The organism is Sporofaciens sp. JLR.KK001, from assembly GCF_036941055.1.
Taxonomy (GTDB): Bacteria; Bacillota; Clostridia; order Lachnospirales; family Lachnospiraceae; genus Sporofaciens.
Genome location: NZ_JAYMNO010000001.1, coordinates 2,820,869 through 2,836,006 on the forward strand (window position 1 = coordinate 2,820,869; position 15,138 = coordinate 2,836,006).

The window sequence follows — 15,138 nt, forward strand, 5'->3', positions numbered from 1 at the left end:
TCACTCCCGAATTAAGCGTTGATCTTGTCAATCTTTACTGCAGTATACTGCTGTCTGTGACCATTCTTCTTATGGTATCCAGTTTTTCTCTTATACTTGTAAACAATGACTTTCCTGGCTTTTCCGTTCTCTACTACAGAAGCTTCTACAGTTGCTCCTGCAACAGTCGGATTCCCTACCTTTAATTCGCTGTCACTTACTGCAAGCACCTGGTCGAAAGTATAAGTCTCGCCAGCTTCTACACCAAGCTTCTCTACTCTAATGATATCGCCTTCGGCTACTTTGTACTGTTTACCACCTGTTGCTATAATCGCGTACATATGGCACCTCCTATTATCATTACTCGCCAATTACGGTGATCCTGAAGATTCACAGGATACTTGAAAACCTCATTGTGCGGCATACTGGTATATCATAACACATGATTAGGAAAAATTCAAGCCTGAAATGCATTAATTTTCCAAACTTAACCTTCCATACCAAGCAGCCTGCATGCATTCTTAGCGAAGATCAGCTCCTTCTCTTCCTGTGTAAGCGGCATGTCAGAAAGAATCTGAACGAATTCCTTCTGCCCCGCCCAGGGAGAATCGGTCGCAAAGAGAATCTTATCCGCGCCGTGAGCGCGTACGATGCGGATAAACTGTTCCTTGGGCATCTGGTCTAACACAACCGCCGTGTCAAAATAGACATCCAGACCGACAAGATACGCTTCCACCTCATCCCAGAGCTGATTGGCCCCTAAGTGAGCCAGCACTAATTTCCCGGGCTGCACCTCTCTGACCAGTTCCAGTATCATCTGCGTCGTACAGTGGACGTCGTTGGGAGATTTGGGATCGACGCCTGCATGGACGGTGATGATCAGGTCAAGCTCTGATGCGTATGCTACCAGCCTCTTATAACGGATGTCGTTGAAATACATGTCCTGATAATCCGGGTGCAGCTTGATCCCCTTCATACCCAGATCTTTCACATGACGCAGGATCTCTTTGTAGTTGCCGCATTCCGGATGGATCCCGCCGAAAGAAATGATCGGGCCCTCCTGATACTGTGCGGCAAACCGGTTGATGGAATCCACCTGGGAGACCTTCGTGACGGCCGGAAGCGCTACCGATAGATCGATCCCTGCTTCGGCCGTTGAACTTGCAAGCCCGGCATAGGTGCCGTCTGTAAAAGGCCGGGTATTACATATCCCTTCCAGATAATCCAACGTCCCCTTCGCAATCTTGTCCGGGAACATATGTGTGTGAAAATCAATGATCATCTCACTTACCGCCTTTCATCCTAGTATAACAGTATTCGATGATGTCACGCCGGGTGATCATTCCGATAAAATGTCCCTCATCGTCCACCACCGGCACAAAGTTCTGCTCCATGGCACGTCCGATCAGGTCCTCCATCTTGGACTTGGCCGTCACGCACTGGTAATCAAGCCGGCGTTCTACCTTCATGACGCTGATATCCTCCGCATCCTTAAGGTTCAGAAGGTTCCAGCGCTTCAAAGACCACAGGAGATCGCCTTCCGTGATGGAACCGACATATTTCCCTTCCTTGTTCAGAATGGGCACCGAAGAATACTTGTGGTATTCCATGATCTCCAAAGCCTGACGGAGCGTATGGTAATCGTTGATGTAGGCCAGCTCGCTTTTGGGCTTCAGGAAAAATAAAATATTCATTGCGGCTCCTTCCTAGATCATAGTCTTGACAAATATATCGTAGATTGCATTGATCGCGTCATCAAAGTCATGATTCCTGACACCGATGATGATGTTTAATTCGCTGGAACCCTGATCGATCATCTTCACATTGACATTCGCATGAGCCAGGGCAGAGAAGATTCGTCCTGATGTGCCGCGGGTAGCCCGCATTCCGCGCCCTACGACGGCGATCAGGGCAAGATCTGATTCCAGTTCCAGGAAATCCGGTTCCACCATCCGGTGGATCCCCGCGATCACCTTCTGTTCCTTCTCTTCGAATTCATCCTGATGTACGAAGATAGTCATGGTATCAATTCCGGACGGCATATGTTCAATGGAGATCTCGTTCTTCTCGAATACCTCCAACACCTTCTTGCAGAATCCGACTTCAGAATTCATCATAGCCTTCTCCACTGTGATGGAGGCAAAATCCTTCTTGCCGGCGATTCCGGTGATCACGAATCTCGGCTTCCTGCATGTCCCTTCCACAATCAGAGTCCCCTTGTCTTCCGGCGAGTTAGTATTGCGGATATTGATGGGGATTCCTTCCCTTCTTACCGGGAAAATGGCATCCTCATGGAGGACCGTCGCGCCCATGTAGGATAATTCCCGAAGCTCACGGTAAGTGATCACATCAATTGCCTTGGGATTCTTAACTACACGCGGATCTGCGATCAGAAATCCCGACACATCGGTCCAGTTCTCATACATATCCGCCTTGATGGCCCTGGCAACGATGGATCCGGTGATATCGGATCCGCCTCTTGAAAATGTCTTGACCTTCTGATCCGGCATCGAACCGTAGAATCCGGGAATCACCGCCCGCTCGGTCTCATCAAGCTTCGCGGACAATACGGCGTTCGTCTTCTCCCCGTCAAAATTCCCCGCCGCATCAAAGAAGATCACGTCCGCTGCGTCAATGAATTCATATCCAAGATAAGCCGCCATCAGGATTCCGTTCAGGTACTCTCCTCTTGAAGCGGCATAGTCTCTTCCCGCCTTCCTGGTGAAATTCGTGCGGATGGTCTTGAATTCTTCGGTCAGGTCAACAGCAAGCCCCAGTCCCTCTATGATATCGTCATAACGCGCCCGGATCGCGGACAACTGCTCTTCAAACTCTTCCTCATACTCGTCTTCCATGATGGCAAGATTATAACAGCCGTATAACATATCTGTTACCTTTGTATCATCTGGCGTACGTTTCCCCGGTGCGGACGGAATGATATACCTTCTAGACTCATCCTTCTGGATGATCCTTGCGACCTTCTTAAACTGTTCTGCATTCGCGAGTGAGCTTCCACCAAATTTTACAACCTTATTCATCTTTCCTGTAATCCTCCAAACTGTATTCATACTGACGCTCAGTATACACTATTTTCGCATCATCTGCAATGGAATATCTTCATGAAATACGACGCCGTTCATCCCAAGTCTTCTTGCAGCTTCCACATTCTCCGGGCGGTCGTCATAGAATACGGCATCTTCCGGACGGATCTGATACCGGTCAAGAAGCAGACGGTAGATCTCTTCCTCCGGCTTGATGCATTTCACCTCGAAGGAGAAGATTCCGCCGTCGAAATCTTCAAGGAACCGAAGCTTGTCCCTGGTTCGATGATACAATTCACAGGAATAGTTAGACAGATAATAGAGCTTATAGTTCTGCCTGCGGAAATATGCAAGCCAATCTGTTGAGTAATCAAGCGGAACGATCGTACCTTCAAAGCCCGCGAACACTTCCCGGATCTCTGTCTCTAAGTCCGGCGCATTGGCTATGAAGAGATGAAGCCATTCTTTAGCAGAGATCTTGCCCCGGTCGCCCTCCTCCCAGTCCGCATTACGGAATACTGCGTCCGCCACCCGTTCATAGACGTCTGCCGGATAGCGGAAGGTCTTAAGATAACTCTCCCAGTCATAACCCGCCAGTACATTACCTACATCAAATATCACTGTATTCATATTTTGCTCCTTTTTTATAATGAAAATTTCATCGGATCACATCTGCGAAATATGCGTGGGAGGCTTTCTTGAGGTCTGCCGGCCGAAGCTTTAGCTGCATCCCTAATTTGCCGCCGCTGACATACATGTATTCCAACTCTTCGGCAGCTTCGTGGATGACCGTCGGATACTGCTTCTTCATTCCAATGGCGGTGCATCCGCCGCGGATGTAGCCGGTCACGGAGGTCAGGTTTTTTAAGTGCAGCATCTCCAGAGACTTCTCCCCCACTACCTTCGCTGCTTTCTTGAAATCAATCTCTTCTTCGATGGGGATCACAAACACATAGTGCTGCCCCGTCTTCCCTGTCGTGACCAATGTCTTGTATACCAGCGAATGGTCGTAACCCAATTGGTCTGCGACCTGTATACCGTCCATGAATTCTTTACACTCGTATTCCTCATACTCATAGGGAATCTTCTGACGGTCCAGAATGCGCATGGCATTGGTCTTCACTTCTTTTTTGCTCATATTTGGATACTCCTAACAGAATCTAATGGGATAAACTTATGGGAATTCTTTGGCTCCGGCACATTCCTGGCATACACGTCAATGCGGTGGTAGTGAAAGGGAACATTATCAGGATCTTCTCCGATGAATTCCAGAAAAGCCCGGATTACAAGGTCTGGTTTCAGGTTCTGCTCGCTCCCGGCGGCCAGGAACAGATAGATTCCGTCTTCTTCAAGCTTCATCTGATAGATCATCGGTTTGATGTCTGTCTGTGTTTCGCTTCGCTTAGTCTTTTTCAGGACCACTATACTTTCCTGCCGCAGGAATTCGTCTGCTTTCCCGCTCCATGATTCCGGAAATGCCCTGGGAACGTCTGCAGATCTGGCGGATTCCAGAAGTATTGCTTTGTAGCTTGCCGCCGCAACAATGGTCATGCCGCTGCACTTCTTATCATCCGGTATCCGGCAGAAATTCACGACTTCGATCCCTTCTACCATCACTTTATTCAGACGCCGGACCGCTTCCTGCGGATCGATCTCTTCCTTCAATTCGATATCCAGGTATTCCCCGTCGCTGGTCACTCCCACTCCTAAGGGCTGAGCGAACGACATGATCATATGCGGGCTGTAGCCGCCGGTAAACGCAATGGGGATCCCGGCACGCCGCATGGATTTCTGGAAAAACCGCATCACATCCAGATGCCCGATAAACCGCATCACGCCGTATTTGCGGAACTTAATTCTTGCTTTCAACGCAGACACCTCCTTTATACTTCATGACGCCGCAGCCGGAACATCTCACCCGGCAGTTGGGCGTTACTTCACCCTTCAGCGCCCTCTCCCACTCCTGATACAGGAATTCCTTCGTTACACCGATATCAATGAAATCCCACGGGAAGATCTCGCCTGGGTCCCTTTCTCTAAGATTATAGAATCCTATATCCACACCGGTATTCTCAAATGCCTGCATCCATTTCTCATTGTCGAAGGTCTCAGTCCAGGAGTCATAGAGACATCCCAGACGGTATGCTTCCAGGATAACCTTGGAAAGTCTGCGGTCGCCTCTGGCGAACACGCCCTCCAACACCGTCACATCTGCTTCATGCCAGTGGTACTTAAGACTCTTGCGGTTGAGCTGCTCCTGGAATTCATGCTTGACAACTGCCGCCCTTGCAACATATTCTTCCTTATCATACATCTTCGCCCACTGAAACGGAGTGAACGGCTTGGGAATAAAGAAAGAGGTGCTTGTCGTGATCTGGCATTTACCGTTGCGCTTATCCTTGGGAATCTCGTAATACCGTCTTGCGATCTTGTCCGCAAGTCTTGGGATCGCTTTCATATCCTCTACGGTCTCAGTCGGAAGCCCCAGCATAAAGTACAGCTTCACCTTATTCCATCCGCCCTCAAAGGCCTGGCCTGCGCCGTCTAAGATGATCTCTTCGGTCAGCCCCTTGTTGATCACATCCCGCATCCGCTGGGAGCCTGCTTCCGGCGCGAAGGTTAAGCTGCTCTTTCGGATATCCTGAACCTTCCCCATCACATCCAGCGAGAAGGCGTCGATCCGCAGGGACGGAAGGGAGATATTGATCCCTTCGTCCTTGAATTCTTCGATCAGAAATGTGACCAACTCTTTTAGCTGGCTGTAATCACTGGAGCTTAAGGAACTTAGGGAGATCTCCTCATGGCCTGTATTCTTAAGCATCGTGTAGGCGTATCGCTTAAGCGTCTCTACCTTCCGTTCCCTGGTGGGCCGGTAGAGCATACCCGCCTGGCAGAAACGGCAGCCTCGGATACACCCTCTCTGGATCTCTAATACAACACGGTCCTGAGTGACCTTGATAAACGGAACCACAGGAGCCATAGGGTAATAGGTGTCTGTAAGGTTCGATACCATCTGCTTCTGGATCACAGGCTTGGCATGAGGATCCGTGGGCTTAAATGAAGCGATGGTTCCGTCTTCCTTATACTCAGTCTCGTAAAACTGCGGGACATAGATTCCTTCGATCCCGGCCGCCTTCTGCAGGTAGTCCTTTCTGGAACCACTGTTCTTCTTATTCTCTTTATAAGCGTCTAAGAGCTGGTCATAGACCGTCTCTCCGTCTCCGATATAGAACAGGTCGAAGAATTCTGCCAGAGGTTCCGGGTTATAGGTGCAGGGTCCGCCTCCGATCACAATGGGATCGGATTCCGATCTGTCGCAGGCGTTCAGAGGGATGCCGCTTAAGTCTATGACCTGCAGGATGTTCGTATAGCACATCTCGTACTGAATCGTGATCCCAAGAAAATCGAATTCCCTGATGGGATCCTGGGATTCCAGTGCGAATAAGGGAATCTGCTCTTTTCGCATGATCTGATCTAAGTCTGTCCATGGGGAATAGACCCGTTCGCACCAGACGTCTTCTCGGCGGTTGAACATATCGTAGAGGATCTGGATTCCAAGGTGGGACATGCCGATCTCGTAGACGTCCGGAAAGCACATGGCGAAACGGATATCTATCTTAGATTTGTCCTTCATGACAGAGTTCACTTCATTGCCGATGTAGCGGGCAGGTTTCTCGATTTTGAGTAATATTTCATCATTTAAGGCTAATTTTCTCATGGTTTTCCTTTCGTAAATATTGATTTGAACTTAATTGTCAATATTATATACATTTTAAGGAAGAACTTCAAGCAAATATCCCTCGATTCGATATGACTTTTTAAATGCTGCTATGCATGCAAAAACTGCAGCACATCCGCCAGCACTCCATATATTTATAAAACTATAGTCAATGATCCCAGAGTTTTCTTCCATCTGTTCATTCGTCATGATCAGACCGGTCATAAGAGCATCCCGGCAAGCCCCTCTTGCAGAACCCCCTGTTCCCACGCCAAAGGACGGCTTACGATCGCCGCGATCTCGAATTCTTTCTCAATATAATTTTCACTGCCGCTTTGAAACTTCAACAGCTCATCTATATAGTTGTCCTTTTGAGGAACACGCACGCGAATCGTATCCCCAGGCTTCTTTCCATAGAAGTAATAATTCCCCTGTCCGTCCATTAAGGCAACTCAATGATCTTCGTCCCCGTCTCTGTCACATCATATCCGTCACCGGAAAAAGAGAAGGATAAACCTTCTCTCAGCTCCGTATCATCTTCCGTCTCTTCCACTCCGTGAACATTGTTAGGAAGGACGGCGCTCACAGCAACGATATATTTCCTATATATAGTATATCGGCGGGGCGTCCTACATTTTTTAGATATTTATGATCGCATTTTTCATGTTCCGTACATATTCGCCGATCAGCGCAGGTGCTTCGCTGCCGTATGTCTCAAGCAATTGGATGATCGCAGATCCGACGATCGCGCCGTCGGAGATATCGGCCATCTTCCTCGCCTGCTCCGGTGTCGAGATACCAAAACCAACGGCGCAGGGGATATTCGTGTTCTCCCGCACTATCTGAATGATCGATGCAAGGTCGGTCTTGATCTCACTCCTTGTTCCGGTCACGCCAAGGCTGGATACGATATAGAGAAAACCTTCCGCTTCTCTTGCAATCATTGCGATACGGTTTTGAGATGTGGGCGCAATCAGCGAGATCAGATCAACGCCATACTTATGACAGAGCGGTAAGAATTCTTCCTTCTCTTCAAAGGGCAAATCCGGCAAGATTACCCCGTCAATCCGGATCTCCTTACAGGTTGACAGGAAGTCTTCCGCTCCGTAAGAGAAGACCACATTTGCATAGGTCATAAATACCATCGGGATCGCCACATCCCGGCGGATCTCACGGACAAGTTCGAAGATCTGATCCGTCGTCACTCCCCCCGTAAGCGCCCGGAGATTCGCACCCTGAATAACCGGACCTTCCGCCGTAGGATCCGAGAAGGGGATCCCAAGCTCGATGAGATCGGCGCCGTTTCTTACAGCCGCGCGGACGGCGGCGGCGGTAGTCCCAAGATCCGGATCGCCGCAGGTGATAAATGGAATGAATGCTTTCCCGTTTTCAAAAGCTTTTCTGATATTACTCATGGATATCCTCCCCTCTGTAGCGTGCGATCGCGGCACAGTCCTTGTCTCCTCTGCCAGATATTGTGATCACGATGATTCTGTCTTTTTCCATTGCCGGTGCGAGCTTCATGGCATAGGCAACGGCATGGGCCGATTCGATCGCAGGAATGATCCCTTCTGTTCTCGCCAGATATTCAAAGGCGCAGACCGCTTCCTCGTCCGTCACAGGAACATACTCGGCTCTGCCGGTATCGTAAAGGTGCGCATGCTCCGGGCCAATCCCCGGATAATCAAGCCCCGCAGAGATAGAGTAGACAGGGGCGATCTGTCCGAACCGGTCCTGGCAGAAATAAGACTTCATACCATGGAAGATCCCAAGCCTTCCGGTGGCGATGGTTGCCGCCGTCTCAAACGTATCGGTGCCTCTGCCCGCCGCCTCACAGCCGATCAGCCGTACCTCCTTCTCTTCAATAAAATGATAGAAGCTTCCGATGGCATTGGAGCCGCCTCCTACGCAGGCGATCACGGCATCGGGCAGCCTTCCTTCTTTTTCCTTAAGCTGTTCTTTGATCTCCTTAGAGATCACCGCCTGAAAATCACGGACGATGGTCGGGAACGGATGGGGGCCCATGACCGAGCCCAGGCAGTAATGGGTGTCGCTGATCCGGGAGGTCCATTCACGCATGGCCTCAGAGACAGCGTCCTTGAGGGTCGCTGTGCCGGTCGTAACCGGGACGACCTTAGCGCCGAGAAGCCGCATGCGGTACACATTGAGCGCCTGGCGGATGGTATCCTCCTCTCCCATGAAGACCTTACATTCCATCCCCATCAGGGCAGCGGCGGTCGCAGTCGCCACGCCGTGCTGGCCGGCTCCCGTCTCGGCAATCAGGCGGGTCTTGCCCATCTTCCTGGCAAGCAGCGCCTGCCCAAGCACATTGTTGATCTTGTGCGCGCCTGTGTGATTGAGGTCCTCCCGTTTGAGATAGATCTTTGCGCCGCCTAAGTCTTCTGTCATCTTCCCGGCATAGTAGAGCCGAGAAGGCCTTCCGGCGTATTCGTTGAATAAGTCCGTAAGCTCCCTGTTAAATTCAGCATCATTCTTATAATAATCATACGCTTCTTCCAGTTCGATCACCGCATTCATCAGCGTTTCAGGAATATACTGCCCGCCGTGAACGCCGAAGCGTCCGTTTGGATTGGTCATGATCTTTCTTCCTTTCTGACAGCGGCCGCAAACGCCGCCATTTTGATTTTATCTTTTCTTCCATTGGTCTCGATACTGGAGCTTACATCCACAGCATAGGGATGCAGGTATGTTATCGCATCCTCTACATTGTCAGGGGAAAGCCCTCCCGCAAGGAAATATGGCCTCCCGATATCCCGTATCAGCCTCCAGTCAAATACCCTTCCCGTGCCTGCCCCGGAATCCAGTAAGATATAGTCTGCCGTGCTCTGCTTCGCAGCTTCAAGATCTTCCGCCGTTCTGATACGGTAAGCCTTAATGAACGGTCGATTGGTAAGACCCCGAAGCGTCTCTATATAATCTTCATCTTCCCTGCCGTGAAGCTGGGCAATATCAATCACGCCATTATCTAAGAGTTCCGCGATTCTTTCAGGAGCCTCGTCTGTGAATACGCCGACTGCTCTGATACCTGGCGCAAGCATCTCTTTTAGTTCTGCTGCCTGTTCGTATGAGACATAACGGCTGCTTTTCGGCGTGAATACGAATCCGATATATTCTGGCTTCAGCTCATTTGCTGCCCTGATATCACAGGCAAGGGAAAGCCCGCATAATTTTATCTTTACCATATGATCCCCCGCAGTTTCCGCAGTCTCGCTTTCTTATCCGCCGCTCTCATCAGCGTCTCTCCGACCAGTACCGCATCGGCGCCGATCTTGCTTAACGCCTCCACATCATCCGCATCACGGATTCCGCTTTCGGAGACGAACAATACATCCCTTGGAATCAGCTCCCGAAGTCTTCTGCTGTTATCGGTATCCACGGTAAAGTCTCTAAGATTCCGGTTATTGACCCCGATCATCCGGGCGCCTGCCCGAAGAGCTGACCTAACCTCAACCTCGTCATGCGCCTCTACAAGGGCGGATAAGCCCAGTTCGTCACAGATGCCGATATACTCCTTCATCTGCTCTTCATCCAGAATCGCACAGATCAGGAGCACCGCCGACGCGCCGAGCACCTTCGCCTCATAGATCATATACGCATCCACCATAAAGTCTTTGCGAAGGCAGGGAATCTTCACGGTATCTGTAATTTCACGAAGATACCTGTCGCTTCCAAGAAACCATTTCGGCTCAGTAAGGACGGAGATGCACTCTGCCCCTGCCTCTTCGTATTCCCTTGCAATCTGCATATACGGAAAATCAGTAGCGATCAGCCCTTTGGAGGGGGACGCCTTTTTACACTCGCAGATAAAGGATATTCCGGGTTTTTTCAGTGCATTTTCAAATGCAAAGTTTTCTTCTGCCGAGGCTGTCAGTGACACGGCCTGTTTCTTAAGTTCTTCAAGGGGCAGCTCCTTCCCGGCCCTGGCCACTCGCTCTCTGGCATACCCGGCAAGCTGGTCTAAGATTGTCATAACCGCACCTCCGGCTGATTAGGGGAAGATGTTTCCGGATAATTGATCGGACGGTTACTGACTTCGATGAGCCGGCGGAGTGTAGCAAGCGCCTTTCCCGAATCGATGATCTCTGCCGCAAGGGTGATGCCGTCCTTCATACTGGCCGCCTTCCCGCCGATATAGAGGGCGGCGCCGGCATTCATCAGCACGGCATTTCTCTTAGGACCCCTCTCTCCGTTTAAGACCGCAAGGGTGATCTTCGCATTCTCTCCCGGCGTACCGCCTCTTAACTCTTCTTTTGCACAGCGGGTAAAGCCGAAATCCTCCGGCGTGATCACGGAGGATTTATACCATCCGTCACGGATCTCACAAACGGTAGTCGGTGCGCTCATAGAGATCTCATCTAGCTTATCCTGCCCATACACCACCATGCCCCGCTTGATCCCCAGATTGATTAGCACCTGCGCAAGCGGCTCCACAAGATAGTCGTCATATACCCCGAGAAGCTGCATAGACGGCGTGCCGGGATTGGTCAGGGGACCCAGGATATTGAACACGGTGCGGAAGCCAAGCTCCTTACGGATGGCACCCACGTACTTCATGGAGGTATGGTACTTCTGGGCAAAGAAGAAACACATGCCGGCTTCTCTAAGAAGCTTGATACATTTAGCGGGACTCTGCAGGATATTTACCCCAAGGGCTTCTAAGCAGTCCGCCGTTCCGCAATTAGACGATGCGGCGCGGTTGCCGTGTTTGGCTACCTTCATGCCGCCTGCCGCCGCAACAAGCGCGGAGGTCGTGGAGATATTGAAGCTGTGCGCATTGTCACCGCCGGTGCCCACGATCTCGAACAGCTCCATATCCGTCTCCACTTTCGTAGCATGTGCCCGCATTGCAGCGGCACAGCCCGCAATCTCATCCGTCGTCTCGGCTCTGGCGCTCTTGGTGGAGAGAGCCGCAAGAAAAGCAGCGTTCTGTGTAGGCGTCGTCTCACCGTTCATGATCTCATTCATGACGGTATAGGCCTCGTTGTAAGTCAGGTCTTCTTTGTTTACGATTTTTACGATAGCTTCTTTGATCATCTGTCTGCCTCCTTAAAAAATAAAAAACTCTTCTGACTTAATTTCTGTCAAAGGAGTTCGGAGAACAGGATTTCCTGTATCACACAAAAAAGTCCTTGACAGAAATATAGAATCTGTCAAGGACGAATATACAACACTATCCGCGGTGCCACCTTGATTCACGGCATGACCCGTGCGCTTAGCAGGATACCAACATATCCCCGGCATATGACGTCTGCCTGCAACGTCGCAGAATACTCTGGGAAAACCCATTTGACTGCGCCCTCAGCGGTCCATTTGACAACTTGTTTCTCATCCGGTTCTCAGCATCCCAGACTCTCTGTAAAGGCATCGTTGCCGTTATCTCCGCTTCAACGGTTTGAAGTATTAAATTCTTAAATCGTTTCTGATTGTAGCACAATATATACGGGAAGTCAACAGGAAAGTTAAGATTTCCTACTAGTTTGCACAATCAGTCGGCTAGCAAATACTTTGTCTAAAGCCGTTCCAGAATCCGGCGTTTATATTCTAAAAACTCTTCCGTCAGATTAAACTCTCTTTTTCTGGGTTTCGGCTCTTTTATTATAATTTCCTCTGTCACCCGTCCAGGCTTCCCCGTCAGAAGATAAATCCGGTCTGACAGAAGAATCGCCTCGTCAATATCATGGGTAATAAAGAGGGTGGACAAATGGATCTTATCCATGACATCCAGATACCATCTGTGCATCTCGCTCTTTGTAAGGGTATCAAGAGCGCTGAACGGCTCGTCCAGCAAAGCTACATCCCTGGAGAACATATAGGTTCGAAGCAGCGCCGCCCTTTGCCGCATACCTCCGGACAGCTGACGCGGGTATTTTTTCTGTGTTCCCTCTAGTCCGAATTCTTCAAAATAAAGCGACACCTTCTCCCTGGCCTTCCTTTTCGGCTCTCCCTTAAGCATAAGCGGCAAGCTCACATTGTCCTCTATGGTCCGGTAAGGCAATAGCAGATCCTTCTGCATCATATAGCTGATCTGACCAGGGCAGCCTGTGATGTCCTTCCCGTTTAATGTCACCTTTCCCTGCTGCGGCTTATGAAGTCCGGAGATGATATGGAACAGCGTCGTCTTTCCGCACCCGCTGGCTCCGAGAATACTCACCAGTTCATGCTCATGCAGTTCTATATTCACATCCTCAAGGACAGGCGCCTCCTCGTATGTAAAAGTAATCCCTGATACTTTTAGTTCCGCCATCATTCCTACTCCAAATATTCATTCGTGAATCCGGTATCCTCCGGAATCTCTTCTTCCGATAATCCTTTCTCACTGATCCAGCCGTAGAATGCATTCCATCTTTCCGGATCAATGTACCCCCATTGGTCTGCCTCTGCCTGATACTGACCGGCCATGTATTCCTGGCTTGCCAGGACCATTTCCTTATCTAGCTCCGGCGCTGCCTGGCATAAGATATCTGCGGCTTCATCCACATTATCTATGGCAAATTCATATCCTTTCTTCACTGCTCCAAGAAATGTTTTGGCCGTCTCTTTATTTTCCTTAAGCCAGTTCTGATTCCCGATGATCACAGGAGTATAGTAGTCAAATACAGGATCAATATCCCGGAATGCGAAATAATCTGTCTCAAGACCGGCAACCTCCGTCGCAATTCCTGCCCATCCATAGAAGATCCAGATTGCGTCCACTGATTTACTCTTCAGCGCCGACACCTCATCCGTCACTGTGCTTGGGATTAATTCCACCTTGTTGAAATCCCCGCCGTCTTTCTCTACCACCTGCTTAAGCGTCGCCTTTTCAATGTCCAGATCCCAGGTGGCATATTTCTTCCCTTCCAGTCCTTTTGGTGTATCTATCCCATCCCCTTTGCGCGACACGATCCCGGAGGTATTATGTTGGAGAACTGCCGCGACGGCTTCAATCGGAAGCGCGTCCTCTCCTGTCACTGCCGGCATCATACTATCCTGAAAAGAGATACCGAACTGGGCTTTCCCCGAAGCTACCAGCGCCACTGCGCCGTCTTCCGGAGGCTGAACGATCTCCACCTCAAGACCTGCATCCCGGAAATACCCCTCTGCCTCGGCCACATACAGCCCTGTATGATTCGTATTCGGCGTCCAGTCAAGAACCACCGTGATCTTCTGTGAATCCCCTGAACCGTTCTCACCGGACTCCTGATTCCCGGCACCGCCCTGCCCTGTTTTCTCTTCCTTATTCGCCGCACATCCTGCCAGAGCTCCTGTAAGAACTGCCACCAACAATACTACCAGTAATTTCTGTCTCATCTGTCTTCCTCCTCCCACGGCATACATACCTTCTGGAGCACATTTACGCCCCACATCAAAATCAGACTGATCGCAGAAATCAGAAAGATCACTGCAAACATCTTATCAAAGGAAAATGCCTTTTTCACTCTTGTCATATAAACTCCTAATCCGCTAAATCCGCCCAGCCACTCTGAAATCACGGCTCCCACAACTGCATAGGACACCGAGATCCGCAGACTTGCGAAAAATGCCCCAAGAGCTCCCGGAAACTTTACATACCGGAAGATCTGCGCTTTCGAAGCCCCCATGGAACGCAGAAGGCTGATGGTATCCTTGTCCGATGCACGGAATCCGTCCAGAAGACTCACCGTAATCGGAAAGAACGTAACGATTACGATCAGAATTACTTTTGGGAGCATCTCATATCCAAACCATAATACCAAAAGGGGGGCTATGGCTACCGTGGGTACTGTCTGGGTCAGCACGATCAGCGGGTAAACGGTTCTGTATAACCACTCAAAGCAGTCCATCAGCACTGCCGTTACAAACCCGATCAAGATCCCCGCCGCCAGTCCGATAAAAGCCTCCAGAAGCGTCACGCGCGCATTGTCCATAAGTAACGGGAAATCCTCTGCAAAAGCCATCGCCACCTCAAGCGGAGACGGCAGCAAAAACCTGGGAATCATCCCAGCCGAACTGGCAGTCTGCCAAATCATCAGAAGCAGGAAAACGGCCGTAACCGGCAGTAGCTTACTGGTGATGTTTGGTAACTTTCTTTTCAATGGTCAGCACGTCTCCTTCCGGTCTGTAGGTAACCTTGATGTAAGCCGCAACCGAAGGCGCCCCCGCCCTGACGGCGATGTGCTGACATTCCTTTACAATATCCATCAATTCATCATAATCTCCTTCAATTGCCGTCTCAAAAGGGCCTACATAATAATTCAGACCTGTACTCTTGATATAATCGATCACCTCGTCTACGATCCTGATCAATTCCTCATCGTTTGCTGCTTCTGGCAATGACTGAATAGCTACACTTGCGTTCATTTTTCCTTCCTCCTGTTATCATATTATTATGAGAGCGTCAAAAGCCTGTATCTTTGGAAA

The 15,138-nt window shown here is 50.0% G+C and carries 20 protein-coding genes; all 20 read right to left on the bottom strand.

Features of this window, described 5'->3' with window-relative positions:
* Nucleotides 1–11: 11 nt before the first annotated feature.
* Nucleotides 12–320 (bottom strand): 50S ribosomal protein L21, encoded by a 309-nt coding sequence (rplU, locus tag VSQ62_RS14630; RefSeq protein ID WP_334635562.1) that lies wholly within the window; start codon nucleotides 318–320, stop codon nucleotides 12–14.
* Between the two features lie 146 nt (nucleotides 321–466).
* Nucleotides 467–1,261: an amidohydrolase family protein gene (locus VSQ62_RS14635; RefSeq protein WP_334635563.1), complete on the bottom strand. Its 795-nt coding sequence runs from the start codon at nucleotides 1,259–1,261 to the stop codon at nucleotides 467–469.
* 1 nt (nucleotide 1,262) lies between these two features.
* Nucleotides 1,263–1,673 carry a CBS domain-containing protein gene (locus tag VSQ62_RS14640; protein WP_334635564.1) on the bottom strand — a complete coding sequence of 137 codons (411 nt, stop codon included), beginning with the start codon at nucleotides 1,671–1,673 and terminating at the stop codon, nucleotides 1,263–1,265.
* 12 nt (nucleotides 1,674–1,685) lie between these two features.
* Complete coding sequence (locus tag VSQ62_RS14645; protein WP_334635565.1) at nucleotides 1,686–3,017, bottom strand: aspartate kinase; 1,332 nt, start codon at nucleotides 3,015–3,017, stop codon at nucleotides 1,686–1,688.
* A gap of 48 nt (nucleotides 3,018–3,065) precedes the next feature.
* The gene (locus VSQ62_RS14650; protein ID WP_334635566.1) at nucleotides 3,066–3,650 is read right to left on the bottom strand and encodes an HAD family hydrolase; all 585 of its coding nucleotides are present in this window, start codon (nucleotides 3,648–3,650) and stop codon (nucleotides 3,066–3,068) included.
* A 28-nt stretch (nucleotides 3,651–3,678) separates the two neighbouring features.
* The gene (gene ybaK / locus VSQ62_RS14655) at nucleotides 3,679–4,158 is read right to left on the bottom strand and encodes a Cys-tRNA(Pro) deacylase (RefSeq protein ID WP_334635567.1); all 480 of its coding nucleotides are present in this window, start codon (nucleotides 4,156–4,158) and stop codon (nucleotides 3,679–3,681) included.
* A complete protein-coding gene (locus VSQ62_RS14660; RefSeq protein ID WP_334635568.1) occupies nucleotides 4,155–4,889 on the bottom strand; it encodes a TIGR03936 family radical SAM-associated protein in 735 nt (244 codons plus the stop codon). Before VSQ62_RS14660 ends, ybaK begins: the two co-directional genes overlap by 4 nt.
* Nucleotides 4,873–6,738, bottom strand: a complete 1,866-nt coding sequence (locus VSQ62_RS14665; RefSeq protein WP_334635569.1) for a TIGR03960 family B12-binding radical SAM protein — start codon at nucleotides 6,736–6,738, stop codon at nucleotides 4,873–4,875. The genes VSQ62_RS14660 and VSQ62_RS14665 overlap by 17 nt, the downstream gene beginning before the upstream one ends.
* 54 nt (nucleotides 6,739–6,792) lie before the next feature.
* The gene (locus VSQ62_RS14670) at nucleotides 6,793–6,963 is read right to left on the bottom strand and encodes a hypothetical protein (protein WP_334635570.1); all 171 of its coding nucleotides are present in this window, start codon (nucleotides 6,961–6,963) and stop codon (nucleotides 6,793–6,795) included.
* A complete protein-coding gene (locus VSQ62_RS14675) occupies nucleotides 6,960–7,181 on the bottom strand; it encodes a hypothetical protein (protein ID WP_334635571.1) in 222 nt (73 codons plus the stop codon). The genes VSQ62_RS14670 and VSQ62_RS14675 overlap by 4 nt, the downstream gene beginning before the upstream one ends.
* The gene (locus tag VSQ62_RS14680; RefSeq protein ID WP_334635572.1) at nucleotides 7,181–7,324 is read right to left on the bottom strand and encodes a hypothetical protein; all 144 of its coding nucleotides are present in this window, start codon (nucleotides 7,322–7,324) and stop codon (nucleotides 7,181–7,183) included. The genes VSQ62_RS14675 and VSQ62_RS14680 overlap by 1 nt, the downstream gene beginning before the upstream one ends.
* Before the next feature lie 52 nt (nucleotides 7,325–7,376).
* Nucleotides 7,377–8,153, bottom strand: a complete 777-nt coding sequence (gene trpA / locus VSQ62_RS14685) for a tryptophan synthase subunit alpha (RefSeq protein ID WP_334635573.1) — start codon at nucleotides 8,151–8,153, stop codon at nucleotides 7,377–7,379.
* Entirely contained in the window at nucleotides 8,146–9,336 is a 1,191-nt protein-coding gene (gene trpB / locus VSQ62_RS14690; protein WP_334635574.1) for a tryptophan synthase subunit beta, read from the bottom strand. Before trpB ends, trpA begins: the two co-directional genes overlap by 8 nt.
* Entirely contained in the window at nucleotides 9,333–9,941 is a 609-nt protein-coding gene (locus VSQ62_RS14695) for a phosphoribosylanthranilate isomerase (RefSeq protein WP_334635575.1), read from the bottom strand. The genes trpB and VSQ62_RS14695 overlap by 4 nt, the downstream gene beginning before the upstream one ends.
* Entirely contained in the window at nucleotides 9,935–10,729 is a 795-nt protein-coding gene (trpC, locus tag VSQ62_RS14700) for an indole-3-glycerol phosphate synthase TrpC (RefSeq protein WP_334635576.1), read from the bottom strand. Before trpC ends, VSQ62_RS14695 begins: the two co-directional genes overlap by 7 nt.
* Nucleotides 10,726–11,793: an anthranilate phosphoribosyltransferase gene (gene trpD, locus VSQ62_RS14705; RefSeq protein ID WP_334635577.1), complete on the bottom strand. Its 1,068-nt coding sequence runs from the start codon at nucleotides 11,791–11,793 to the stop codon at nucleotides 10,726–10,728. Before trpD ends, trpC begins: the two co-directional genes overlap by 4 nt.
* A gap of 475 nt (nucleotides 11,794–12,268) precedes the next feature.
* Nucleotides 12,269–13,003: an ABC transporter ATP-binding protein gene (locus VSQ62_RS14710; RefSeq protein ID WP_334635578.1), complete on the bottom strand. Its 735-nt coding sequence runs from the start codon at nucleotides 13,001–13,003 to the stop codon at nucleotides 12,269–12,271.
* 5 nt (nucleotides 13,004–13,008) lie between these two features.
* Complete coding sequence (locus VSQ62_RS14715; protein ID WP_334635579.1) at nucleotides 13,009–14,049, bottom strand: ABC transporter substrate-binding protein; 1,041 nt, start codon at nucleotides 14,047–14,049, stop codon at nucleotides 13,009–13,011.
* A complete protein-coding gene (locus VSQ62_RS14720; RefSeq protein WP_334635580.1) occupies nucleotides 14,046–14,813 on the bottom strand; it encodes an ABC transporter permease in 768 nt (255 codons plus the stop codon). Before VSQ62_RS14720 ends, VSQ62_RS14715 begins: the two co-directional genes overlap by 4 nt.
* Entirely contained in the window at nucleotides 14,782–15,078 is a 297-nt protein-coding gene (locus VSQ62_RS14725; RefSeq protein WP_334635581.1) for a thiamine-binding protein, read from the bottom strand. Before VSQ62_RS14725 ends, VSQ62_RS14720 begins: the two co-directional genes overlap by 32 nt.
* Between the last annotated feature and the right edge of the window lie 60 nt (nucleotides 15,079–15,138).